This window comes from Saccharothrix sp. ALI-22-I (genome assembly GCF_001984175.1).
Taxonomy (GTDB): domain Bacteria; phylum Actinomycetota; class Actinomycetes; order Mycobacteriales; family Pseudonocardiaceae; genus Actinosynnema.
Genome location: NZ_MTQP01000030.1, coordinates 1 through 24,586, shown reverse-complemented (window position 1 = coordinate 24,586; position 24,586 = coordinate 1). Strand labels below are relative to the sequence as shown.

The following is a 24,586-nucleotide window of genomic DNA, read 5'->3' as shown; positions in this document are numbered from 1 at the left end:
TCGCTCGACTGCGTGACCGACGCTCTGTCCGCCGCGCGCGTCAAGCCCGGCGAAGCCGGCTCGGAACGCAACGAGATCAGCCAGGCCGAAGCCGAGCGGATGAACCGCGACCTGCGCGAGCGCGTCGCCGCGGCGAAGGCGAACGGCCGCGTCGAGGCAGCGGCCGGCGGCACGATCCCGGTCGTGTTCCACATCGTCACGGGCACCGGCGGTGTCGGCGGCATGACCGATGCGACCGTCGCGCAGCAGATGAGGGTGCTCAACGAGGGTTACGCGGGCGCCGAGGCGCCCGGTGTCGCCGCGAACACCGGCTTCACCTTCGTGCTCCAGGAGACCAAGCGCTGGTCGAACAACACCTGGTTCACCGGCGTCGACAAGGCGCGCGTCGAGAAGCAGATGAAGTCGTCCACCCGGGTCGGCGGCGCGAGCACCCTGAACGTGTGGTCGGTCGACATCGACGGCCTCGGCTTCGCGACGTTCCCCAGCTGGTACGCACGCGACCCGCTGCTGGACGGCGTCGTCATCGACTACTCCAGCGTCCCCGGCGGCAGCGCCACGAACTTCGACCTCGGCAAGACGCTGACCCACGAGGTCGGCCACTGGATGGGTTTGTGGCACACCTTCCAGGGCGGCTGCACGGCCACCAACGACGAGGTGTCCGACACCCCCGCGCAGTCCAGCTACAGCACGGGCTGCCCAGAGGGTCGCGACTCGTGCTCGCTGCCCGGTCTCGACCCCATCCACAACTACATGGACTATTCCTACGACAGTTGTTACAACCAGTTCACCCCCGGCCAGAACACCCGCATGCAGGACGCCTGGATCGCGTACCGCAGCGGTAAGTGATCAATGGCGAACCCCCGCGTTCCGCCCTTGGGGAATGCGGGGGTTCCCATTTCCACCCCTCTCTTCTCTCTCTCGACCGCGCTCCGCTGCCCTGCCCCGGTCCAGCAGTCGGCCGGGCTACCCCCGCCGCGTCCACGGCCACGTCATCAACGCCCACACCGTGAGCACGGCCGCACTCTCGGGCAGCAGGTACCACGGCCAGTCGCCGAGCAGGTCCAGCACCGACCCGGTCGCCGGTTTCCGGTTGAGGTAGCCGTAGTTGGAGCCGAGCGCCAGGTTGAGCACGAACATCGCCGCCGCCCACGCCACGGTGATCAGCACGGCCAGCCGGTAGCCGCGCCAGTCCGGCCGCAGACCGAGGCCCCAGGTCAGGTAGACGGCCGCCCAGACGACGAACAGGTGCGTGGCCCAGAACAGCAGGAACCCGAGATCGGGGAAGTCCACGTCCAGCACGGGAGTGACCAGGGCCTGAACGCTCAACGTCAGGCCCCAGTAGTAGGTGAGCGAGAACGCCCACCTGCGCTGGGACCACAACGCGTAGGCGGCGACCGGGCCCGCCAGGTCGGACAGCTGCAGGGGGAGCGAGTACTGGATGTTCCAGCGCGGCGGGAGCATCAGGTAGGTGTGGATGCCGACCTGGAGGAGCAGGACGACCGCCGCGAACACGCGCGAGAAGCGACGTGACGGGTGCGTGCGCCCGACCGCCACCACGGCCGCGGCTCCGACCGCGAACAACCCGAGCACGACCCAGTGCGACGGGCCGTACGGGGTGAACTCGTGGTCGACCGATAACGACACCACACGTGCGGCTACCCGTACGTGTGATGGTCGATGCCTGGTTCTAGTTCTGCCCGGTGGTGCTCGGGCGGCTGGTCGCGACCACGTCGTCGAGCGTCGGGAACACCGTGAGCAGCCGGTCGACCTCGGTGAGCTGCAGCGGCCGGATCACCGAACGGTGGCTCGCCACGACCACGAACTCCACGCCCGCCGCTTGCGCGCGGTAGTGGCCGTCGATGAGGGCCGCGATGCCGAGCGAGCCCAGCACCGTCACCTCGGACAGCTCCACGACCAGCACCGGTGGCCGCCGCTCCAGCTGGGCGTCGAGCTCGGCTCGGATCAGGTCAACACCCGCCAGGTCCACCTCGCCGATGACACGAGTGACCGCAAGGCCGCGCACCTCGCTCGTCTCGACGGCAAGGTCCTCGCTCGGCCAATGCCGATCGGACATGAGCGACGCTCCCTCGGTGACCTGGGCTTTGTGACCGTGGCGTCGTCCCGACAGCGCCCGACGTTACGCCCGGGCTGACGCTGGAACGAATGCGATTAACCCGTTCGTATGCCGGGTACTCATCCGATCTCCGTACACCGCGGAGGTGATGTTCTTCGGGACAGCGACACGCGCGATGCCGTTGTGGCCGCCCAGGCGGTGTGCGGGTGCGTTCGAGAACGAGTCCACCGAGGTCGCCGCCAAATGTGAACGGCGTCGTGTTGGAGGAATCCCATGAGTTGGTTGCCGGCGGCACATCAGCCCGACCCTCCCGACCCGTTCATCCCTGACCCGATCCCGCGCCGACCCCAACCACCCGAACCCGAACCAGTACCCCCCAACCCAATCCCCCCGCCAACGCCACCCACCCACACCCAACCCGACCCCCCAAACCCGCGCGTGTCCAACGTTCAGAACGCGCGTGTCCAACGTTCAGAACACCCGAGTTGAACACTCAGGTGCGTGAGCAACACCGAGGCCGAGTCATGGCGTTCGCGTCGCCTGACGTCCGCCGTCGCGGGTGGAGGGTTTCCGCGGTCCTGGACTTTCGGGTTGCGCTACCGGGCGAGGAGGTCGCGCACGGCTTTGATGACTTCGGCGGGCGCTTCCTCGGCCATGAAGTGGCCGAACGAGACGGTGTTGTGCTCCAAGTCCGGAGCCCATCGCCGCCACCGGGCGGCGGCGTCGAAGCCGAGGGCGGCGCCCCAGTCCTGCTGGAGCACGGTCACCGGCATCCGGAGCCTGTTGCCGGCTTCCTCGTCGACCCGGTCGTGTGCCACGTCGATCGTTGCCGACGCCCGGTAGTCGGCGACGATCGAGGGCACCGCCTCGCGGGACGCCTTCAGGTAGGCGGCGCGGACGTCGGGCGGGATCGTGTTCGGATCGGTGGCCCACATGTCGAGGAAGTGGCCGAAGAACGCGTCCGCCGATGCGCTGATCATGGTTTCCGGCAGGCCGGGCGGCTGGGCCATCAGGTAGAGGTGGAAGCCGACGGCTGCGGTGGTGCCGTGCAGGACGTCCCACGTGTCGAGGGTCGGCAGGACGTCCAACGAGGCCAGGTGGGTGACCGCGTCGGGGTGGTCGAGGCCGGCGCGGATGGCGACCAGGGCACCCCGGTCGTGCCCGGCGAGCGCGAAACGGTCGTGCCCGAGGGCGCGGGCGAGGGCGACGACGTCGGCCGCCATGGTGCGCTTGGAGTAGGTCTGCCCGTCGGTGTCGGCCGGCTTGTCGCTGTCGCCGTATCCGCGCAGGTCGGGGCAGATGACGGTGTGGTCGGCGGCGAGGTCGGCGGCGACGTGCCGCCACATCAGGTGGGTCTGGGGGAAGCCGTGGAGCAGGACGACGGGGCTGCCGGAGCCGCCTACGGCGACGTTGAGTGCCACGCCGTCGGCGACGGTGACGCGCCGTTGCGTGAACGAGGTGATCTTCGGTGTCATGTCGTTGCTCCCTGTGGTGTAGGTGGTACGTGACGAATTTGCCCGGCGCCGATCAGCACCCCATCAGCACCCGATCAGCACCCGATCAGCGGCTGATCAGCGCTGACCGGGGCGGCCAGTGCGGGACCGGTCGGATACGTTGTCGGCGATGGTGCGTTTCGGGGTGTTGGGGCCGCTGGAGGCCGTGGACGAGCGCGGGCCGGTCGACCTCAAAGGGCTGCGGCACCGGGCTGTGCTGGCGCGGCTGCTGGTCGCCAGGGGGCGGGTCGTGCCGGTCACGCGGCTGATCGACGACCTCTGGGACGACGGCGCTCCGGAGGGTGCTCTCGGCGCGGTGCAGACGTTCGTCGGCGCTCTGCGGAAGTCCTTGGAGCCGGACCGCCCACCTCGTGCGCCCGCCCGTCTGCTGGTCACCGTGCCGCCCGGTTACGCGTTGCGCGCCGAGTCTGAGGCGGTGGACGCGTGGCGTTTCGAGGCCGCCGTCTCCGCGTCCGCCCGGTTGCTGGCCGACGACCGCGTCGAGGACGCACGCGTGCTGCTGGACGAGGTGCTGGGGCTCTGGCGGGGACCCGCGTACGCGGAGTTCGCCGACCAGGCCTGGGCGCGTGGTGAGGCCGCTCGATTGGACGAAGTGCGGCTGCTGGCCGTGGAACGGCGGGCCGAGGTGGCGTTGGCGCTGGGGAAGGCAGCCGAGTCGGTGCCGGATCTGCGAGCCCATGTCGCGGCGCACCCGCTGCGCGAAGACGGCCGACGGCTGCTCGCGCTCGCACTGTATCAAACAGGCCGGCAGGGCGAGGCGCTGGCAACGCTCCGGCAGGCACGCGAGGTGCTGCGCACCGAACTGGGCATCGACCCCGGCCCCAGCCTTCGCCAACTGGAGACGGACGTCCTGACCCAAGCCCCGCACCTCACCCCACCGCAACATCCCACTCCACCCCCGCCGGCCGCTCCACCACCGCCGCACTCCGCTTCACCGCGGCCGCCGCTGAGTTCGCCTTTGGGCCGGCCGCCGTCGAATCCGGCCGGTCCGCTGCCGAGCCCGTCGAGCCCGTGGCCGATCGGTCTGTCCACCCCGGTCGAACACCCGTTCGTCGGACGTACCGGCGAAGTGGCCGAGTTGGAGCGAGCGGCGGTGGTTGCGGCGGCGGCGGCGGGGCGGCCGCGTCTCGCGCTGATCTCCGGAACGGCCGGAGCGGGCAAGACCGCGTTGGCCAAGACCTTGACCGAACGTCTGACCGCCGCCGGCTGGACCGCCGCCTGGGGCACCTGCCCCGAACTCCAAGGCGCGCCCGCAGCCTGGCCGTGGACGCAGATCCGCGAAACCCTCTCCGCAGCCGGACACGAACCCGCCCCCACCGCCGACGATCCGGTCGCGGCACGGTTCCACCGCCACCGCGCGATCGGCTCCTACCTGGCCACGATCGCCACCAACAGCCCGATCCTGCTGGTCTTCGACGACCTGCACTGGGCCGACGAGGAAACCCTCGCCCTGGTGACCGCGTTGGCCGCCGACCCCGACGCCGGCCCGTTGCTGATCGTCGCCACGTACCGCTCCACCGAGATCTCCGCCGCCCTGGCCGAGGCACTCGGCCGTGCCGCCCGTACCGAACCCACCCGCATCTACCTGGGCGGACTGACCGAACCTCAGGTCCGCGAACTCGTCGCCGCCATCACCGACCGCGAAATGACCCCCGCCGACGCGCGCACGATCCACGCCCGCAGCGCCGGCAACCCGTTCTTCGTCCGCGAGCTCACCCGCCTCTGGGAAACCGAGGGCGACGCCGCCCTGCGCACCGTCCCCACCGGCGTCCGCGACGTCATCCGCCACCGCCTGACCCAGCTCACCGAGACCGCGCGGACCCACCTGCGCCAAGCCTCAATCCTCGGCCAGGACATAGACCTCGACGTGCTCATCCCGCTCGCCGGCGACGAGGACGCGGTCCTGGACTCCGTCGAATCGGCACTCCTCGCCGGCTTCCTGGTCGAGCAGAACACCGACCGCCTGCGGTTCACCCACGCGCTCGTGCACGAAACCCTGTACGACGACATCACCCGCGCCCGCCGTGCCCGGTGGCACGCCGCAGCCGCCGACGTCATCGAGCAGGCACGCCCCGATGACGTCGAAGCCATCGCCCACCACCTCCTGCGCGCCGGAAACCGTGCCACCGCCACACGTACCGCGCACTACACCCGCGCCGCCGCCGAACGAGCGGAACGCCGATTCGCGCCGCACCAAGCGGTATCGCTGTGGCGGGAGACGGTCGCAGCCCTCGACCGGTCCGGGGTGGACACACGGGCACGCCTGGAAGCCGTGATGGGCATGGTCCGGGCGCTGGCCGTGACCGGCGATCTGGAGCAGGCAAGGCGGTACCGGGCGGAGGCGGTCGCCGAGGCCGTCGGCGATCCGGTGCTGGCCGCCCGCACGATCGGCTCGTTCGACGTGCCCGCGATCTGGACGACCAACGACGACGAGGCCCTGTCCGCCCGTCTCGTCACGGCCGCCGAACGCACCCTGGCCCTCCTACCTCAAGGCCACGACGCCGAACGCGCACGTCTCCTGATCACCATCGCGATGGAACGACGTGCCGACGCCGGACAACGCGGAAGGCAAGCAGCACAGGAAGCCGAAGCGATCGCCCGCGACCTGGACGACCCGTCGTTGCTGGCGTTGGCGCTCAACGGCCGCTTCATGCAGACGTTCCACCGCGCCGGACTTGCCCCCGACCGGGCCCGGATCGGCGAAGAACTGCTGACCCTGTCCGCCCGTCACGGCCTGGTCACCTTCGAGGTGCTGGCACATCTGATCCTCATCCAGGCCAATGCCGCGCTCGCCGACCTCGCGTCCGCCGACCGACACGCAGCCGCGGCCGACGCACTGGCCGAACGCCACGACCTACCACTCGTCGGCGTCTTCACCACCTGGTACGCCGCACTCCGACTCGCCCTGACCGGCCAACACGACGAAGCCAGAACCACCTACCGGGCCGCCGCCACCCGCCTCACCGGCACCGGAATGTCCGGTCTGGAACAGGGAATCCTCCCACTGGCCCTGCTGACCCTGGGCGACGTCCAGGATGCCGACTGGGGCCCCTACGAGCCCTGGACCCGTCCGCTTGTCCTGCTGGCACAAGGCAAGCGCGACGAAGCCCGCACCGCCGTCCCCGACTCCCCGCACGACCTGCTCTTCGAAGCCCGAACCTGCCTACACGCCATGATCGCCATCGAAACCGGCGACCGACCGACGATGGAACGCCTCTACACCCGACTGCTCCCGGCGGCCGAAGAACTGGCCGGTGCGGGCAGCGGTCTGCTCAGCCTCGGCCCCACCGCTGTCCACCTGGCCAACCTCGCGGCCGCCCTCGGACGGCACGACCATGCCGCACAGCACCACCGTCAGGCACAGTCGATCGCAGCCAAGCTCCACAATGGACTAGAAGACCTCGGCGAAATCTCAGGGACCGATTAGGTGATCATCCCGATACCGGGCGCGATCGGGCCTCCATAGGTTCGACGTGTGAATCAAAAACGATTGGCCGTGCGCGGGCTGGCCCTGCTGACCGGCGTGGCGTTGGCGGCCTCGGTCCCGACAGCGGCGGCCTCGCCGTTACCCGTCCGGTTCGAGCTGCCGGCGCCGACCGGCCCCTACTCGGTCGGTATCACCGAACTCCACTTGGTCGACCAAGCCCGCCAAGACCCCTGGGTGCCCACCGCCGTCCGGGAACTGATGGTCACCATCCGATATCCGGCCACGGTCAACGGCACCTCGCCGACGCCGTTCATGTCACCGGCTGTCGCCGAAGTCACGGCCGACGAGGACGCCGCGACCCTGAAGATCGACCCGGCCGAACTCGACTACGGCTTCACCACCCACTCCAATCTCAACGCCCACGCAGTTCCCGGTCGACGCCCCGTCGTCCTCTACTCCCCGGGCGGCAGCCGGTCACGGTCCATGGGCGCCAGCCTCATGGAACAGCTGGTCAGCGAGGGTTACGTGGTCGTCGCCATCGACCACACCCACGAAGCGCCGGCGGTCGAGTTCCCCGACGGCCGCGTGGCCCGGCGCGCCCTCCCGCCGTCGAGCATCGAGGTCGGCAAGCGGTTGATCGCGACCCGGGTCCAGGACACCGGCTTCGTCCTCGACCAACTGGAAGTCCTGGCCCGGGGCGGAAATCCGGACGCCGGACGACGACGCCTGCCGCACGGGCTTGGCCGGTCCCTGGACCTGGGCCGGATCGGCATGGTCGGCCACTCGGCGGGCGGTTTCACGGCCGGCGAGACGATGGTGTCCGACCGGCGGATCGACGCGGGCGCGAACCTCGACGGCAGCATGGCGTATTCCCAGTCGGCACGCGACTTCGGCCGGGTCGTCAACGAAGGCCTGGACCGGCCGTTCCTGCTGATGAGCGCGGGCAACCACAGCGCCGCGTCCGACCCGTCGTGGCGGGAGTTCCTGACCAACCACCGCGCCTGGGCGCGCCAACTCCACCTGCCCGAAGGCGAGCACTTCACCTTCACCGACTACCAGGTCCTGCTGCCCCGTCTCGACATCGACCCCGCGGCCCTGGCGCCCCTCATCGGCACGGTGGATCCCGCACGGAGCACCGCCGCCCAGCGCGCGTACCTGACCGCGTTCTTCGACCAGCACTTGCGCCACCGACCGCAACCACTGCTCGACGGGCCGTCCGACCGATATCCCGACGTGCGGTTCCCGTCCTGACGAAACCGGTCGGCCCATGACGAACGCCAGGGTGCTCTCGTCGGCACCGTTGAGAGCCGCGTCGGGCCGTTCCTGCACTGCGTGCGCGGTGAAGCCGGGTGACGCGTGAACCGCCACGATCACCCTGGCGATCCTCGTCAGCGGGCGCGGAGTCAGTGGGCGCGGAGTCGGCGGGCGCGGAGTCGGTGGCAGAGTCGCGCTTCACAGGCCGTCACTCCTGTCCGCTGGGGCTGACCAGACCGGTCTCGTAGGCGACGACGACGGCCTGGACACGGTCGCGGAGCTGGAGTTTGGCCAGGATGCGGGCCACGTGGGTCTTGACGGTCGCCTCGGACAGGTGCAGCCGTTGGGCGAGTTCGGCGTTGCTCAACCCCTGGGCCAGCAGCCGCAGGACTTCCAGCTCACGCGGCGTCAACGCGGCCAGGTCGCGGTGCAGCGTCGCGGTGTCCGCGCCGCGGTTGGCGAATCGTTCGACCAGGCGACGGGTGATCGTCGGCGCCAGCAACGCGTCACCGGAGCGCACCATGCGGACGGAGGCCACCAGGTGTTCCGGCGTCACGTCCTTGAGGAGGAAACCGCTGGCACCGGCGGACAGCGCCGCGTACACGTAGTGGTCGAGGTCGAACGTGGTCAGGATGATCACGCGCGGCTCACCGTCCACTCCGGTCAGGATGCGCCGGGTGGCCTCCAAGCCGTCCAACTCGGGCATCCGGATGTCCATCAGCACCACGTCGGGCCGGGTGCGCCGGACCGCGGCGACGGCTTCCGCGCCGGTGGTCGCCTCGCCGACCACGTCGATGCCGTCGGCGGTGAGGATCATCCGGAAGCCGGTGCGGACCAGCGCCTGGTCGTCGGCGACCACCACGCGCAGCGACCCGGTCACGGTGCCTCCAGGGGGATTCCAGGGGAATTTCCAGGGGGATCGACGCGGTGACGCGGTAGCCGCCGCTGGGGCGTGGCCGGGCTTTCAGCGTGCCGCCGTAGACGGCGAGGCGTTCACGCAGGCCGATCAGCCCGTGCCCGTTGCCGGTGGCCGCGCCCGGACCGGCCGTGCCGCCGGTGTCGACCACCTCCACCCCGAGGTGGTCGGCGCCGTAGTCCACGGTCACCGTCGCGGACGCGCCCGCCGCGTGCTTGACGGTGTTCGTCAACGCCTCCTGCGCCACCCGGTAGGCGGCCAGTTCGACCCCGGACGGCAGCGGGCGCGGCCGCCCGGTCACGGTCAACCCGACCGACACCCCGGTGTTCCGCACCCGTGCGACCAGGGCCTCCAGCTCGTCCAGGCCCGGCTGCGGGGCGAGCTCGGCCGGGTCCGCGCCGTCCATCGTCAGCAGGCCCATGACGTGCCGCAACTCGGTCATCGCCGCCCGTCCGCCCGCCTCGACCGCGAGCAACGCCTCCTGCGCCTGGTCCGGCTCCACCGCCATGACCTTCCGGGCCGCGCCCGCCTGGATGGTCATCACGCTGACGTGGTGCGTCACCACGTCGTGCAGCTCCCGGGCGATCCTGGAGCGTTCGTGTTCGACCGCCCGCTGCAACGCCTCGGCCTGCTCCTGTTCCAACGCGGACACCTGCGCCCGGCCTTCGTCGGTGCGGATCTTCCACGTGCGCAGACCGTTCGCCGCCACGATGAGCGGGGCCAGGACGAGGAACGGGACGTACTTGTTCGGCACGACCGGCAGCTCCGAATCCCGGAACACCGCCACCATCAGCACCGTCAGCAGCAGAGTCGCCAACGCCGGCGCCCGGTACGGGCTGTACGCGGCGGCGGAGTAGGCGGCGATGACGCACGCGTAGAACGAGAGCCTCGGCGTTTCGGGCGGCGTCACCAGACTGAGGTCCAGCACGACCCACAGCACGACGAGCGGATACCGGCGGCGCAGCACCAAGGACGCCGAGGCGAGGACCGCCACGACGACCGCGCCGAACACACCACCCTGTGGGGCCGGGCCGATGGCTTGGAGCCCGTAGACGGTCACCTTGTACGGGACGGCGCCCCCGCGTTCGATCGCGTAGTCCACCGTGCCGATGCCGATGACCAGCGCCAGCACGGCGTCGAAGACGTAGTTGCGCCGCGTGGGCCGGGGCAGCGGACCGGTCGGGAGCGTCGCCAAGGTGGCCCAGCCCCACAGTCGGTCCGCGTTCGTCATCGGCCCATTCTCGCCGACGGCCACGCGAGGGGGCATCCACCTGGCTGATCATCCGGGTATACCGCTCGCCTACATCTCAAGGATGACCCGGATCGTCCTCATCCCAGTGGGGTACCGGAAATGCCTCCCCCGACCGACGCGCCCGGATCGGCCGCGCTCCTAGCGTTCACGGCGTCAGATGTGCCGAACCGAGGGAGCGACCATGACCACGCCGGTGATCGAACTGCGCGACGTGAGTCGCAGGTACGACGACGGGCCACCGGCGTTGAACGACGTGTCGCTGACCGTGGAGGCGGGGGAGGCCGTCGCGATCCTCGGCCCGTCAGGCAGCGGCAAGTCCACGATGCTCAACCTGATCGCCGCCCTCGACAGACCGGACACGGGCACCGTCACCGTGGACGGCGTGCGCGTGGACGGGCTGGGCGAGGCCGCGTCGGCGCGCTACCGGCGGGCCAAGATCGGCATGGTGTTCCAGTTCTTCAACCTGCTGGACGACCTGACCGTGACCGACAACGTCGTGCTGCCCGCCCAGTTAGCGGGCATGGCGCGGGGCGAGGCGAGCAGACGTGCGGCGGAACTGCTCTCCACCCTCGGCGTCGCCCGGCACGCCCGCGCCTACCCCGGTCGGCTGTCCGGCGGCGAGCGGCAGCGCGTCGCGGTGGCCAGGGCGTTGATGAACCGGCCCGCGCTGCTGCTGGCCGACGAACCGACCGGCGCGCTGGACACCGCCTCCGGTGAGGAGGTCAGCGCGCTGTTCACCGAGCTGAACGCCGACGGCCAGACCATCGTCGTGGTCACGCACGACCTCGCGTTGGCCCAGTCCTGCACCAGACGCACGATCCAGCTGGTCGACGGCCGGATCGCGGGTGACGTCGTGGCGGAGCCGAGCCGATGAGCGCGCTGGGACGGGTGGTGCGCTCGGGCGTGGGACGTCGCCGGGTGCAGACGGTGGTGATCGGGCTCGCCACCACCATGGCGGTGACCGCGTCCGTGCTCGGCGGTTCGCTGCTGGTGGCGTCCACCGCGCCGTTCGACGACGCGTTCGCCGAGCAGAACGGCGCGCACCTGTCCGCGCAGTTCGACGCGGGCAGGACGACGGCCGACCAGTTGTCGGCGACCACGACCGCTTCCGGTGTCACCACGGCGGCCGGGCCGTTCCCGACCGTGTCGATCACACCGCGCGTGGACGGCGGCCCCGGCACCCCGCCGCCCATGACAGTCGTGGGCCGGGCCGATCCGGGTGGTCCGGTGGACGCCGTGACGTTGACCGAGGGCAGGTGGGCGAGCGGCCCGACCGAGATCGTGCTGTCCGCCGACGGTCCGCTCGCGAAGACCCCGACCGGGTCGGCGCTGGGCAGCCGGTTGTCGTTCCCCGACCTGCCGGGCGGCCCGACGTTGACCGTGGTGGGCCTGGCCCGGTCGGTCAGCCGCACCGCCGACGGCTGGGTGACACCGTCCCGGATCACCTCGCCCCAGGGGTACCAGGTGCTCTACCGCTTCGCGGCGGCGGACACCACCGAACAGGTCGACGCGGGCCGTGCGGCGGTGACGGCGGCGGCTCCCGAGGGGGCGTTGAGCGGGTCGCAGTCGTGGCTCGTGGTCAAGAAAGCCGCCGATCGCGCCATCGCGGTGTTCGTGCCGTTCCTGATCGCGTTCGGTGTGCTCGGCCTGTTCATGTCGCTGCTCGTGGTCGGCAACGTGGTCGCGGGCGCGGTCGGCGCGGGGACGCGGCGGATCGGCATCCTCAAGGCTCTCGGGTTCACGCCCGCGCAGGTCGTGTGGGCGTACATGGGGCAGGCGCTGATCCCGACAACGGTCGGCATCGCGATCGGTGTCGTCGCGGGCAACCTGCTGGCCATCCCGGTGTTGGCGGAGACCGAGGAGGTGTACGGCGCGGTGACGTTGACCGTGGCGCCGTGGGTCGACGTCGTGGTCATCCTCGGTGCACTGGGGATGGTGGCGTTGACGGCGTGGGTGACCGCGTTGCGGGCCGGGCGGTTGCGCACGGTGGACGCGATCGCCGTCGGGCGGACGCCGCGTCCCGGCCGCGGGCAGTGGGCGGCCCGCCTGACCGCGCGGCTCCCGTTGCCGCGACCGGTCAGCCTAGGTCTGGCCCGTCCGTTCGCGCGTCCCGCCCGTGCGGTGGCGATGACGGCGGCGGTCCTCTTCGGTGCCACCGCGGTCACGTTCGCCGTGGGTCTGGCGTCGTCGCTCAACCAGGTGCAGATCGCCCGGAACCACGACTCGGCCGACGTGACGGTCGGCTCCGCGGGCCCGGGCATGTCCGGTCCCGGTCGGCCGGGCCCTCCGCTGACGGTCGACTCCGCCGCCGTCTCCGCCTTGATCGACGCCCAACCCGGGACAAGCGCGTACTACAGCACCGCCAGGACGCGGATGACCGTCGCCGGGGTGGCCGATACCACCACGGTGGTCGCGTTCGACGGTGACGCCACCTGGGACGGCTACCAGATGGTCTCGGGGACGTGGTTCGACGAGCCGGGTGAAGCCGTCGCGCCGAGACCGTTCCTGAACGCCACCGGCAAGCGCGTGGGGGACACCGTCACCCTGAACGACGGTGACAAGGCGGTCACCGTCAGGATCGTCGGTGAGGTCTTCGAGATGAGCAACGACGGCATGGTCGTCCTCACCGACGCCCGGACGGTCACCATCTCCGATTCGGAGCCGCAGCGCGCGAGCCACTTCATCACGGTGCAGCCGGGCACCGACCTCACCGCGTACGTCGACACCCTGAACACCGCCCTGAAGCCCTTCAGCGCCGCCGCTCAACCCGGCCGGACCAATCAAGCCAGCGACACGATCGTCCTGATCAACAGTCTGACCGCGATGCTCACCCTGATGCTCGTCGCCGTCGCCGCCATGGGCGTGCTCAACACCGTCGTGCTCGACACCCGCGAACGCATCCGCGACCTCGGTGTCCACAAAGCACTGGGCATGACGCCGAGGCAGACCATCGCCATGGTCATCGCGTCGGTCGTGCTCATCGGCGTGATCGGCGGTGTCGTCGGCGTGCCGGCCGGCGTCGCCCTGCACGAAGCGGTCCTGCCCGCGATGGAGGAAAACGCCGGCATCGGCCTACCCGCCTCCGCCTTCACCGTCCTCCACCTGCCCGAACTGCTCTTACTGGGCGTCGGCGGGCTGCTGATCGCCGTCCTGGGTGCCCTGCTGCCGGCGACCTGGGCCGCCAAGATCCGCACCGCCGCCGCCCTGCGCACCGAATAGCCTGCGCACCGAATAGTCGGTCGACCTACCGGGAAGCCGTGCCTCCCGGTAGGCGTGCAGGCGGGCGGAGGACGGGGACCAGGGCGAGCGCGGGCACCAACAGCAGCGGCACGATCAGCAGTGCCCGCAGGATTCCCACCTGGTCACCGAGCAGACCGACCACCGGCGGCCCGGCCAGGAACGCGGTGTACCCGATCACCGCGACCACGCTCACCCGCGCGGCCGCACGGACCTTCTCGTCGGCGGCCGCGCTCATCCCCACCGGGAACCCGAGCGACGTGCCCAACCCCCACAACGCCACCCCGGCCACCGCCACCACCGGCGACCCGCCCAGCACCGCCAACGCCACCCCGCCGATGGCCAACAGCATCGTGCCGACCAACACCGGCACCCGTCCCCAACGGTCGAGCGCGACGGTGCCGACCACCCGCCCGAACGTCATCGTCGCCACGAACACGCCGAACACCACCGCGCCCGCCGCCGGCCCGAACGAGTACCCGTCCACGAACGCCACTGCCACCCAGTCGTTCGCGGTCCCCTCGGTGAACGCCAACACCAACACCAACAACCCGATCAGCAACGTGCGCGGCTCACGCCAAGCCGCCAGCACACCACTCCCACCCTTCGCACCGACCGCGTCACCGGCGTACCGGAACGTACGTGCCGCAACCACAGTGCCGCCCAACACCACCACCGCGACACCCGCCAGATGCACCGTCACCGGCACACCCGCCCACGCCGCCAACGCGGCCAACCCAGCGGCGGCCACCGTGCCCAGACTCCAGACCGCGTGGAACCGCGGCATCACCGTCCGCCCGATGACCCGCTCCACCGCCGCCGCCTCAACGTTCATCGCCACATTGCACACACCCGACCCGTAGCCGAGCACGAACAACCCCACCGCCGTCCCCACCACCGAAGGCCAAGCCCCAATCGCGAACCCGGCGACCACCAACCCAACTGAAACCCCCACCGTCGAGACCCACACCGACCGCCGCGCCCCGAGCCGATGCGCCACCTCACCCGCCGTCAGCATCGCCAACGTCGCCCCAGCCGACATGGCGAGCAACAGCAACCCAAGCCCGCCCGCCCCAAGCCCCAACGCATCCCGAGCGGCAGGGACACGGGCGAACCACGACGCCACCGCCACACCGTTGAGCCCGAACGTCACCGCCACACCGATCGTGGTAACCCGAACGGCGGCCGGACCAGCCCCCGTCGCCGAAGCCAATGGCGTGGACATCCGAACTCCTCCTCAGGTCTTCCATCTCCTCGGATATACCGACCCCACCCGTGGAAGCGCTTCCACCACAAGGCCCAGCACGCTGACCCGGCGCCACAGAGCCGGCACACTGACCCAGTGCCCGGAAAGCAACGCGACGCAACTCTGGACGACGTGGCACGCGCAGCCGGCGTGTCCGCCGCGACAGCGTCCCGCGTGCTGAGCGGCCGAGGCCCAGCGTCGAAAGCCGCACGCCAACGAGTCGCCGCAGCCGCCACCGAACTCCACTACGTCCCACACGCCGCCGCACGCGCCCTGGCCACCCGCAGCGGCACCCGCATCGCCGTCGCCGTCGGCGGCCAAACCCCGCACACCCTGAACGACCCCTACGTCGGCCGAGTACTAGCCGCAACCGCCAAAACCGCCGCCGCCCGCGAAGTAGGCGTATCCCTGCACTGGCTCCCACTGCACGCCCCCGACGAACTGGCGCGGCTGGCGGAGAACCGAGGCATCGGCGGCGTGATCCTGGTCAACCCGACAAAACCGGCGCTAGCCGCAGTGCCGAAATCACTACGCGGCCGAATCGCCGCCATCGGCATCGGCTCACGCGACGTCCCGTCCTTCGACGTAGACAACGGCACCGCCACCACACGTGTAGTCCAACACCTCCTGGCCGGCGGCCGACGCCGGATCGCCATGATCACCGGCCCACCCTGGCTCCCGTGCACACACCGCGCCGTCACCGCCTACCACCGCGCGGTGGACCAGGCAGGCACCCCACCCCGCCTGGTACCGGGAGACTTCACCGCCGCACGGGGCGAGGCGGCGGCGACGGAGATCATGACCCGCTGGCCGGACACCGACGCGGTCTTCGCCCTGGGCGACCTGTCCGCCCTGGGAGCACTGGGCGCGCTCCGCAGCGCGGGCGTGGATGTGCCGGGCGACGTCGCGGTCGCGGGCTTCGACGACATCGCGTTCGCCGCCCTGAGCCGCCCCGGCCTGACCACGACCACCAACCCGGTCGAGGACATCGCCGCCAGAGCAGCCACAGCGGTCTTGGACCGTCGCCGCTCCAGCTCGCTGACGTTCTACCCCTCCACGCTGGTTCTCCGCGAGAGCGCTTGACACCCCTCCACGTTGGTTCTCCGCGAGAGCGCTTGACCGTGACCGCGAAGGCGCTTGACGGCGAGAGCGCTGACCGGGAGAGCGCTGACTGCCGAGAGCGCTTGACGGCGAGAGTGATGATCGGGAGAGCGCTGACTGCCGAGAGCGCTTGACGGCGAGAGTGATGATCGGGAGAGCGCTGACTGCCGAGAGCGCTTGACGGCGAGAGTGATGATCGGGAGAGCGCTGACGCCGAGGGGGTTGGTCGCGGTCCTCGTTGTTTCAACCGACGTTTCAGGTGGTGGATAACGCTGTTTTTGTGGGTTCGGGGGTCATGATCACTCGATCGTGTATCCCCTCGTCGGGTAAAAGGCCTGGTCAGGCAGGTGCAGATTGTCTCAGATTTACGCGTTGCCGGCCAACGGGGTTGCTGCCGGTGGTCTGTGATCCTGCGAGGTGAGGGCAGGTGGGGACGGTGGTCAAGACGGGTTGGTGGCTGTGGCGGGGCGGCGGTCGACGGCTACGGCTGCCATCAGGACGCAACCGAGCATTGGCAGCAGCAGGGGAGGCAGTTGCCACGTCACGATCAGTAGTACGCCGAGTGCCATGACCAGGAGGCACGAACCGCGCAGATCTGCGACGGCATGACGTGGGGCCTCGCGCGCCAACGCCGTCCATCGCACTCCTGGCGACCATGCCGCAGCAGCACGAAGAACCACGACGGCGAGGCCAACCGCTGCGACACCGCACACCACGGCCACGAATCCGCCGCCGGCGACGCGTGATCGGAGGAGCACCACGTCCACGGCCAACACCGCGAACGCGGCGATCACCCCGATCGACACCGGCCAACTGCCGGGCAGCGCGACCCGCACGCGTTCGAAGAACGCCCGGACGGCGGTGGTCTCACCGTCGACGTGTGCCTTGATGTGCGCACACCCGGCAGCCAGTGCCGGCAGCAGGGTTACCACGGGCAGGGCTACGAGTAGGACCAGCAGGCCGGCTGTCAGGCACTCGCCGAACAATGCGAACCGCCTCATCCCGTCACCCCTTCAGACCCGACGTCGACACGCCTTCCACCAAGAAGCGTTGGAAGAACAGGAAGAACAGGATCACCGGCACCAGCGCCAGCATGGACATCGCCATCAACGCCCCGAAGTCCGAGCCGGTCGACTCGTCGATGAACAGCTGCAACGCCAACGGCAGCGGGTACTTGTCCGGTGTGCTGAGGTAGATCAGCGGACCGAAGAAGTCGTTCCAGCTCCAGATGAACGTGAAGATCGCGGTCGTGATGAGGGCCGGGCGGCACAGCGGCAGGATGATGTGCCAGAACACGCTCCAGTGGTTCGCCCCGTCGATCTTGGCCGACTCGTCCAGTTCGCGCGGCAGGTTGCGGATGAACTGCACGATGAGGAAGACGAAGAACGCCTCCGAGGCGAGGAACTTCCCTGCCAGCAGCGGCACGTAGGTGTCGATCAGGTCTAGCTTCTGGAACACGATGTACTGCGGGATGATCAACACGTGGAACGGCAGCAGGAGCGTGCTGATCATGATCACGAACATCGCCGTCCGCCCCCGGAACCGCAACCGGGCGAACGCGTACGCCGCCAGCGCCGACGACGCCACGGTACCCACCACCGACAGCGCGGCCAGTACGGCGGAGTTCAGGAAGAACTGCCACACGCTGATCCCGACGACGCCCTCGAACACGCGGTCGTAGTTCGCCGTGGTCACCTTGCTGGGCAACAGTTGCAGGCTGCCGATGATGTCCCCCGACGGCTTGAACGTCGCCGCCGCGACCCACAAGATCGGGTACAGCACGATGGCGAGCAGCACCAGGACACCGACGTGCCAGGCCACTCGGGTCAGCTTGCCGGCTCCGCCGACGGCGGAAGCCGGTGTGGAAGCCGGTGCGGAAGCCCGTGTGGAAGCCCGTCGTGTCATCGTTTGTCCCCCGAGTCTCCGGAGTCACCGGAGTAGAAGACCCACCCGCGCGCGGTCCGGAACAGGAACACCGTCACCAGGCCGACGCCGAGGAGCAGCATCCACGCCATCGCCGAGGCGTAACCCATGCGGTAGTCGCCGAAGCCCCGATCGAACAGGTAGATCGTGTAGAACAACGTGCTCCCGGCCGGCTGCCCGTTCGGCCCGCCGATCACGTACGCCGACGTGAACACCTGGAAGGCGTTGATCGTCTCCAGCAGCAGGTTGAAGAACACCACCGACGAGATCATCGGCAACGTGATCGACCGGAACCGCCGCCACCGGCCCGCGCCGTCGACCTCGGCCGCCTCGTAGAGCTCCCGGGGCACCTGCTTGAGCCCGGCCAGGAAGATCACCATCGGCGCGCCGAGCTGCCACGCGGCCAGCAGCACCAGCATCAGCAGCGAGAAGTCGGGGTTGCCCGCCCAGCCGCCGGTGTCGATGCCGACGGTCAGCAGCAGCTGGTCGACCACCGAGTCGTCGCTGAACATCATCTTCCACACGATCGCCACCGCGACGCTGCCGCCGATGAGCGACGGACCGTAGAACGCCGCCCGGTAGAAGCCCTGCCCGCGACGCTTGCCGTTGAGCAGCAAGGCGACGCCGAGCGCTGCGGCCAGCTTGATCGGCACGGCCAGCACCACGTACAGCGCGGTGACCTCCACCGACCTGAGCCAGCGCGCGTCGGAGAACATCCGCTGGTAGTTCTCCAGCCCGACCCACTGCGGGCTGTTGAACAGGTCGTAGTCGGTGAACGAGAGGTACAGCGAGGTCAGCATCGGGCCGAGGGTCAGCACGACGATCCCGATGATCCACGGCGACAGGAACAGGTAGCCCGCCAGACCGTCGCCGGGCAGACGGGCCTGGCGGGCGCGACTGGCCCGACTGGCCCGACGGCCCCGCTCGCGCGAACCCGTCGGGGAGGCCTCGCCGCTCCGGTCCGGCGTGATCGTCGCCCCGCTCACGACCCGAGGGTTTCGTCGGCCTCGGTGAAGAACTGGTCGACCGCCTCGTCCGCCGAGATCCGCTTGTACTGCAGCTCCTCGGCGATCCGGATGAACGCCTGCTCCAACGTGCCGGCGCCCTTCGGCGGTGCGGGTGGCGTCTTGCCGAACTTGTCCTTCAAGTCCTCCTCGTACGCCGCCACGGCCGCGAGTGGGCCTTCGAGCTGGGCGGCGGAACGCTGGGCGTTCGTCGGCGGCAGGCCACGGTTCGCGCCGAAGATCTTGCCGACCTCCGGGTCGTTGACCATGAACGAGACCAGCTTGGCCGCCGCCGCCGGGTTCTCGCTCTTCTGCGACACGCTCAGCAGCATGGACGGCTTCAGGTACTGACCGGACGTCCCGAGGTGGTCGGTCGGCACCGGCCCCAGCTTCAGCTCGGCCTTGGCACCCTTGTCGTAGCGGGCCATGAAGTTGTCCCAGCCGAGGTCACCGGCCACCAGGTCCAGTTCCAGCGGGTGCGAGGGCTTGATCTGCACGCCCTTCTCGATCGGCAGGACGGCCTTGGCGTCGGCCAACGACACGCCCTGCTTGAAGAACTCCGCCAGCCGGGCCTTGTCGAAGCCGAGCTTGCCGTCCTCCGTGTAGAGCAAGGCGCCCTCTTGGCGCAGTTGGAGTTCCAGGTTGTAGTAGCTGCCGATGTAGTTGCCGCCGCCGTGCACACCGGTCTTCGCGGCGATCGTGGTCATGGCATTGTCGTAGTCGTCCCAGGTCCAGCCCGGTTTCGGTTCCTCCACACCGGCCTGGGCGAACAACGCCGGGTTGTACATGTAGCCCCACGTGTTGCCACCGGTCGGCACCCCGTACAACGCGCCGTCGATCTCGCCCGCGCCCTTGAGCCCGTCGAGCAGGTCACCCAGTTCGAGGTTCTTGCCTTCCTGCTTCTTCAGGTCGTACAAGGCATTGCGGTCGGAGTACTCCCGGAGGTAGGCGAAATCCATTTGCATCACGTCGGGTGCGTTGCCACCGGCCGTCTCGGTGGCCATCTTCTGCCAGTAGGCCTCGAACTCCTGGAAACTCGGCGTGACCTTGATTTCCGGGTTCTTGCTCTGGAAGAGGTCGATCGCCTTCTGCATCAGCTCGGCGCGCTCGGCGTTCCCCCACCACGAGAAGCGCAGGGTGGCCGGACCGGCCTGCGTCTCGTCACCGCCGCCGCCACTACCGCAGGCAGCGGCCGACGTTAAGGCGACCAGTGCGACCACCGACGTCGCCAGACCCTTGAAACGTTTCAGTGCACCCATTCGGATCCTCCGGTCTCGACCGCTTCACGACGTGCCGCGCGGTGCAGAGGGAAAGCGCTTTCCGGGAGGCTACGAGCACATTACGCCAACGTCAATGCCCGCTTCGGCAGCCGGGAGACCGCTGATCGGAGGCTTTCGCGAAGCCGTGTCGCGCATTCGACGGCCTATTCGACGGACCATTCGACTCCCGCCCGGCCACCGCCGTTCGCGGTGACCGGGCGGTTGCGCCATTAGTTCAGGACGCGACCGAGGAATCCTCGGATTTAGCCGGTGATGGTGTCCAGGTTGTCCTCCAGGGCGAAGTGGCCGGCGTCGAGCAGGTGGATCTCGGCGTCCGGCAGGTCGCGCCGGTACGCCCGCGCGCCGTCCGGGCCGAAGATCTCGTCGTGACGCCCCCACACCGCGAGCAGCGGCACCTGCGTGTCCCGGAAGTACTGCTGGAACGCCGGGTAGGCGTCGAGGGTGAGCTGGGCATCGACCTGCTGAACACGCGCTGGGTGGCGGCCGGTGTCGCCTACGACCTGCTGGACCACGACGACCTGACCGAGGCATGGCTGGCGGATCGGGAGCTGGACTCCGCTCGACCCGTTCCCCGGCAGCCGCTGCGCGAGGCGCGTGACGCGGTGGCCGCTGCGCGAGGCGCGTGACGCGGTGGCCGCGGGGATCGTGGACCCGACCGACCACGCCGCGCTCAACTCCCTGCTGGACCACGGCCGGGTGCGGTTGACCGTGGACGAGCACGACCGGGTCCGTGCCCACCCCTGATCTGCAGGCGTCAACCCGCCGCCCACGGGGTATGGCAAGGCTTATGACGCATCAGGAACCGCTGGACCTCGGCGCGACCGAGTTGTCGGAGGCCGAGGAGGCACGCATCAGGAGTGAGCACGACCTCGACCGGCCGGAGGTGTTCGACCGGCGCAACGACGTCGACCGCCGGGCGCGGACCAGGGCCAACCTGCTCCCCGAGGAACAGGACACCGGCAGCGCCGACGCCGAGGCCCAGGCACGTGAGGTGTTGCGCGACTCCGACGTGCGCACCGAGATCCCCGAGTCCGCGCCCGACACCATGGTGGAACGGCGCGAGTCCGGCGAGTGACCGGCATGCTGAGGCAAAGTGCTCACTAGGTGAGCACTTTGACCCGGCACCATGGGTCATCACCGGACCCGGGAGAGCAGATGGAAACGCTGGATGGCGCGGAGGTCATCGCCTTCGCCGACGCCGCCGAGTGGGAGTCGTGGCTGGCCGAGCACCACGAGCTGACGGCCGGGGTCTGGGTGGAGATCGCCAAGAAGGGCTCGGGCCGGACGTCGGTCACGATCACCGAAGCCCTCGACGTCGCCCTCTGCTACGGCTGGATCGACAGCCGGCGCAAGGGCTTCGACGACCACCACTACCTGCAACGGTATTCGCCGCGTCGACCGGGCAGTTCGTGGTCGCGGGTCAACGTGGAGAAGGTCGAGGCGCTCGTCGCCGCAGGACGGATGCGGGAGCCCGGCCTCGCCGCGGTCCGGGCGGCCCAGGCCGACGGCCGGTGGGACGCGGCGTACCAGTCGCAGCGCGACGCCACCGTCCCACCCGACCTGGCGGAGGCGTTGGCGAACGACGAACGCGCCCGGGAACGCTTCGAGCTCCTGGACCGGACCCGGCAGTACGCCTTGTTCCTCCGCCTCATGAAGGCGAAGACGCCGTCCGCCCGAGCCGTTCAGCTCGGGCGGATCGTCGGCGAGTTGCGTCAGTAAAACCAGTAGATCAGTACATCAGTGGGTCAGTGGATCAGTAGCCCACTCGGAACGTCGCGTCCTGCTTGTCCGTGGTCGGGGAAGAGGACGTGATCGGGTCGAGCCGCAGCACGTAGCCGTAGTGCCGGATGTACCGGGTGGGGAAGTTGTACGACTGGAACGACGACCAGTTCTGGTCGGCGAAGCCCGCCACCCGGCGGAACGTCGCGTCCGCCCGGAACAGCGCCGTGTTGTCGTTCGCGGCGAGCACCATCACGTTGTTCGCGTGCCGCAGGTACCGGCCGGGGAAGTTCACCGACTCGAACGACACCGCGGCCGAGTCCGCCAGGCCGGGCACGATCTTCCACTGCTGGTCCTGGTACGGGTCGAACGGGTAGGTGTCGATGCGGGCGGCGTTGTCGGCGTGCCGGACGTAGCGGTCGGGGAAGTTGTAGGACTTGATCCGGTTCCAGCGCGGCGAGCCCCACTTGGCGATCAGGTTGGACATCTCGGTGGCGGTGATCGCGGTGATGCCGAGGTGCTTGGAGTTCAACGGTTGCGTGTAGGCGCGGTCGTTGAGCTGGGTCCACGTGCCGGAGGCCAGGTCGGTGGTCTGCCAGGCGAAGAACCGCCCGTTGGGGCTCCACGTGTCGCCCCACATGTACCAGACGTTCTGGGTGTTGGACTTGACGATCTGCGGCGCCTCGACGCCGCGGCCCGGCGAGATGGCGCCGGTGTAGATCTGGAAGCTGCCCGGCGCCAGTGACGTGGAGCGCGCGCCGAGGAGGGTGCTGTTGTTGTTGTTCTTGAAGTACAGGTAGTTGACGCCGTTGGCGCTGACCAGGTTGCCGTCGATGGTGTTGTAGCCGGGGTCGAAGAACACCTGGGGCGCGCTGACCGTGGTGAAGTCGCTGGTGTAGTTGACCATGATGACGTCGTGGCCGCCGCTGGCGGCGGAGTAGATGATGCCGTACTGGCCGCGGGCGGGGTCCCAGAACGCTTCCGGCGCCCAGCTGTGGGTGGCCAGCGAGTGCATCTTCACCCGGCGGTAGTTGGTGAACCCGCGCAGGTCGGCCGAGTCCCAGACGTGCAGGTACTGGTTCTGCTCGGCCCAGTTGGTGCCCTTGAGGTCGGTGGCGAGCACGACGAACGTGCCGTCCTGCTTGCGCATGATGAACGGGTCGCGCAGGCCGGTGGTGCCCTGGGTCGGGGTCACCACGGGGGCGTTCTGGTTCAGCGGGGTCCAGTCGAGACCGTCGGAGCTGACGGCCAGGTGCAGTCCGTAGGCGGCACCCGCCATCGTGGGCGACTCGGTGAAGTAGCCCATCACGTAACCGGAGTACGTCGCCGCCGGGGCGACCTGTGCCTGGGCCGCGGCGGGGACGGTGGCGACGGTGAGCGTCGTGACCGCCGCGAGCGCGGCCGACATGAACCTTCGTCGGAGCATGGGTCGCGAACCTGTGGGCGTCATTGCCCTCCTTCCGATCCTGTTAACGCTAACAGCGGCGCTCGACTACCGACAAGGGTCGATGCGGGATGGTGCTGTGGCGGCAGGTCTCCGAGTCGCAACTGTCTCGTAACGAGGTATTGAGGTTCGTTGAGCTGCGCTGTTAGCGTTAACAGTCAAATCCGCGATGCCTTGGCCTGACCCACGATGGAGTGGAACCGATGGACAGTGCCGTTCCCCGGTGGATCGTTCGCAGACTGGCCGTGATCGCGGTCGCGGTCATGACCGCTCTCGCGGGTCTGGTGGTGAGCACGCCCGCCGCGCAGGCGTCGCCCGCGGTGCAGTACACCAACCCGTTGGTCGAGCAGCGGGCCGATCCGCACATCTTCAAGCACACCGACGGCTTCTACTACTTCACCGCGACCGCGCCGGAGTACGACCGGATCATCCTGCGCCGGGCCACCACGATCCAGGGCCTGGCCAGCGCGCCGGAAACGGTGATCTGGCGCAAGCACACCACCGGTGAGATGGGCGCGCACATCTGGGCGCCGGAGATCCACTTCATCAACGGCAAGTGGTACGTCTACTTCGCCGCCGGCCGCGCCGACGACATCTGGAAGATCCGGATGTACGTGCTGGAGAGCTCCAGCGCCAACCCGTTGACCGGCGCCTGGACCGAGCGCGGCAAGATCACCACCCCGTGGGACACGTTCGCGTTGGACGCCTCGACGTTCGTCGCCAACGGGGTGCGGTACCTGACCTGGGCGCAGGCCGAACCGGGCATCTCCACCAACTCCAACCTCTACATCGCCCGCATGGGCACCGACCCGTGGACGATCACCGGCACCGTGGCGCGGATCTCCGTGCCGACCCTCGGTTGGGAGACGGTCGGCTACAAGGTCAACGAGGGACCGGCCGTGATCGAGCGCAACGGGCGGCTGTTCCTCACCTACTCGGCCAGCGCCACCGACGCCAACTACTGCCTCGGCATGCTGACCGCGTCCTCGACGGCGAACCTGCTCAGCGCCTCGTCGTGGACCAAGAGCCCGAACCCCGTGTTCGCCACCAACAGCGCCACCGGGCAGTACGGCCCGGGCCACAACTCGTTCACCGTCTCCGAGGACGGCCAGAGCGACATCCTGGTCTACCACGACCGCAACTACCGCGACATCTCCGGTGACCCGCTCAACGACCCCAACCGCCGCACCCGCGT

General features: G+C 69.5%; 21 protein-coding genes and 2 pseudogenes. 11 read left to right on the top strand and 12 right to left on the bottom strand.

The annotated features are described in order from the left end of the window. The first annotated feature begins 12 nt into the window (after positions 1 to 12). Entirely contained in the window at positions 13 to 846 is an 834-nt protein-coding gene (locus ALI22I_RS02455; RefSeq protein ID WP_179118070.1) for a zinc metalloprotease, read from the top strand. A 117-nt stretch (positions 847 to 963) separates the two neighbouring features. Here the strand turns inward: ALI22I_RS02455 and ALI22I_RS02450 are convergent, their stop codons facing one another. The 3 genes from ALI22I_RS02450 to ALI22I_RS02440 form a co-directional block, all read right to left on the bottom strand. Further along, on the bottom strand, positions 964 to 1,647 hold the full coding sequence (locus ALI22I_RS02450) for a YwaF family protein (protein ID WP_077003927.1): 684 nt from the start codon (positions 1,645 to 1,647) through the stop codon (positions 964 to 966). Between the two features lie 40 nt (positions 1,648 to 1,687). Further along, positions 1,688 to 2,074 (bottom strand): STAS domain-containing protein, encoded by a 387-nt coding sequence (locus ALI22I_RS02445; RefSeq protein WP_083751363.1) that lies wholly within the window; start codon positions 2,072 to 2,074, stop codon positions 1,688 to 1,690. Between the two features lie 596 nt (positions 2,075 to 2,670). After that, a complete protein-coding gene (locus ALI22I_RS02440; RefSeq protein WP_077003926.1) occupies positions 2,671 to 3,549 on the bottom strand; it encodes an alpha/beta fold hydrolase in 879 nt (292 codons plus the stop codon). A gap of 148 nt (positions 3,550 to 3,697) precedes the next feature. On the opposite strand from ALI22I_RS02440, the gene ALI22I_RS02435 reads away from it, so the two are divergent. Together ALI22I_RS02435 and ALI22I_RS02430 are read left to right on the top strand one after the other, a co-directional pair. Next, positions 3,698 to 7,015 carry a BTAD domain-containing putative transcriptional regulator gene (locus tag ALI22I_RS02435; RefSeq protein WP_143531906.1) on the top strand — a complete coding sequence of 1,106 codons (3,318 nt, stop codon included), beginning with the start codon at positions 3,698 to 3,700 and terminating at the stop codon, positions 7,013 to 7,015. A 48-nt stretch (positions 7,016 to 7,063) separates the two neighbouring features. Then, positions 7,064 to 8,266, top strand: coding sequence for an alpha/beta hydrolase family protein (locus ALI22I_RS02430; RefSeq protein WP_238598030.1), 1,203 nt, complete (start codon positions 7,064 to 7,066; stop codon positions 8,264 to 8,266). A 211-nt stretch (positions 8,267 to 8,477) separates the two neighbouring features. Here ALI22I_RS02430 and ALI22I_RS02425 read toward each other — a convergent pair whose 3' ends face one another. Further along, on the bottom strand, positions 8,478 to 9,086 hold the full coding sequence (locus ALI22I_RS02425; RefSeq protein ID WP_238598029.1) for a response regulator: 609 nt from the start codon (positions 9,084 to 9,086) through the stop codon (positions 8,478 to 8,480). 103 nt (positions 9,087 to 9,189) lie between these two features. Beyond that, positions 9,190 to 9,975: pseudogene (locus ALI22I_RS54985) on the bottom strand (sensor histidine kinase); the annotation flags it as partial. Positions 9,976 to 10,618: 643 nt separating this feature from the next. Between ALI22I_RS54985 and ALI22I_RS02415 the strand changes: the two are divergent. Then, positions 10,619 to 11,311 carry an ABC transporter ATP-binding protein gene (locus ALI22I_RS02415; protein ID WP_077003923.1) on the top strand — a complete coding sequence of 231 codons (693 nt, stop codon included), beginning with the start codon at positions 10,619 to 10,621 and terminating at the stop codon, positions 11,309 to 11,311. Next, positions 11,308 to 13,656 carry an ABC transporter permease gene (locus ALI22I_RS02410; protein WP_083751361.1) on the top strand — a complete coding sequence of 783 codons (2,349 nt, stop codon included), beginning with the start codon at positions 11,308 to 11,310 and terminating at the stop codon, positions 13,654 to 13,656. Before ALI22I_RS02415 ends, ALI22I_RS02410 begins: the two co-directional genes overlap by 4 nt. 25 nt (positions 13,657 to 13,681) lie before the next feature. Here the strand turns inward: ALI22I_RS02410 and ALI22I_RS02405 are convergent, their stop codons facing one another. Then, a complete protein-coding gene (locus ALI22I_RS02405) occupies positions 13,682 to 14,899 on the bottom strand; it encodes an MFS transporter (RefSeq protein WP_202970589.1) in 1,218 nt (405 codons plus the stop codon). A gap of 153 nt (positions 14,900 to 15,052) precedes the next feature. On the opposite strand from ALI22I_RS02405, the gene ALI22I_RS02400 reads away from it, so the two are divergent. Further along, positions 15,053 to 16,003: a LacI family DNA-binding transcriptional regulator gene (locus tag ALI22I_RS02400; RefSeq protein WP_202970587.1), complete on the top strand. Its 951-nt coding sequence runs from the start codon at positions 15,053 to 15,055 to the stop codon at positions 16,001 to 16,003. Between the two features lie 458 nt (positions 16,004 to 16,461). Here the strand turns inward: ALI22I_RS02400 and ALI22I_RS02395 are convergent, their stop codons facing one another. The 5 genes and pseudogenes from ALI22I_RS02395 to ALI22I_RS52840 all read right to left on the bottom strand — a co-directional run. Next, a complete protein-coding gene (locus ALI22I_RS02395; RefSeq protein WP_077003921.1) occupies positions 16,462 to 17,022 on the bottom strand; it encodes a hypothetical protein in 561 nt (186 codons plus the stop codon). Positions 17,023 to 17,026: 4 nt separating this feature from the next. After that, entirely contained in the window at positions 17,027 to 17,842 is an 816-nt protein-coding gene (locus ALI22I_RS02390; protein WP_238598028.1) for a carbohydrate ABC transporter permease, read from the bottom strand. Positions 17,843 to 17,922: 80 nt separating this feature from the next. Next, the gene (locus tag ALI22I_RS02385) at positions 17,923 to 18,930 is read right to left on the bottom strand and encodes a carbohydrate ABC transporter permease (RefSeq protein WP_238598027.1); all 1,008 of its coding nucleotides are present in this window, start codon (positions 18,928 to 18,930) and stop codon (positions 17,923 to 17,925) included. Beyond that, positions 18,927 to 20,207 carry an ABC transporter substrate-binding protein gene (locus tag ALI22I_RS02380; RefSeq protein WP_077003919.1) on the bottom strand — a complete coding sequence of 427 codons (1,281 nt, stop codon included), beginning with the start codon at positions 20,205 to 20,207 and terminating at the stop codon, positions 18,927 to 18,929. Before ALI22I_RS02380 ends, ALI22I_RS02385 begins: the two co-directional genes overlap by 4 nt. A gap of 263 nt (positions 20,208 to 20,470) precedes the next feature. Beyond that, a pseudogene (locus ALI22I_RS52840) lies at positions 20,471 to 20,659 on the bottom strand (alpha/beta fold hydrolase); the annotation flags it as partial. Between ALI22I_RS52840 and ALI22I_RS52835 the strand changes: the two are divergent. The 4 genes from ALI22I_RS52835 (at position 20,594) to ALI22I_RS02365 (ending at position 21,947) form a co-directional block, all read left to right on the top strand. After that, a complete protein-coding gene (locus ALI22I_RS52835; RefSeq protein WP_179118067.1) occupies positions 20,594 to 20,854 on the top strand; it encodes a hypothetical protein in 261 nt (86 codons plus the stop codon). The pseudogene ALI22I_RS52840 and the gene ALI22I_RS52835 sit on opposite strands and share 66 nt — an antisense overlap. Then, a complete protein-coding gene (locus ALI22I_RS52830; RefSeq protein WP_179118069.1) occupies positions 20,823 to 20,972 on the top strand; it encodes a hypothetical protein in 150 nt (49 codons plus the stop codon). Before ALI22I_RS52835 ends, ALI22I_RS52830 begins: the two co-directional genes overlap by 32 nt. Before the next feature lie 43 nt (positions 20,973 to 21,015). Then, entirely contained in the window at positions 21,016 to 21,303 is a 288-nt protein-coding gene (locus ALI22I_RS02370; protein ID WP_077003918.1) for a hypothetical protein, read from the top strand. A gap of 80 nt (positions 21,304 to 21,383) precedes the next feature. Further along, entirely contained in the window at positions 21,384 to 21,947 is a 564-nt protein-coding gene (locus tag ALI22I_RS02365) for a YdeI/OmpD-associated family protein (RefSeq protein WP_077003917.1), read from the top strand. Between the two features lie 34 nt (positions 21,948 to 21,981). Here ALI22I_RS02365 and ALI22I_RS02360 read toward each other — a convergent pair whose 3' ends face one another. Further along, positions 21,982 to 23,373 (bottom strand): glycoside hydrolase family 43 protein, encoded by a 1,392-nt coding sequence (locus ALI22I_RS02360; protein ID WP_238598026.1) that lies wholly within the window; start codon positions 23,371 to 23,373, stop codon positions 21,982 to 21,984. Between the two features lie 221 nt (positions 23,374 to 23,594). Between ALI22I_RS02360 and ALI22I_RS02355 the strand changes: the two genes are divergently transcribed. Next, on the top strand, positions 23,595 to 24,586 hold a 992-nt coding region (locus ALI22I_RS02355; RefSeq protein ID WP_179118068.1), incomplete at its 3' end, for a glycoside hydrolase family 43 protein.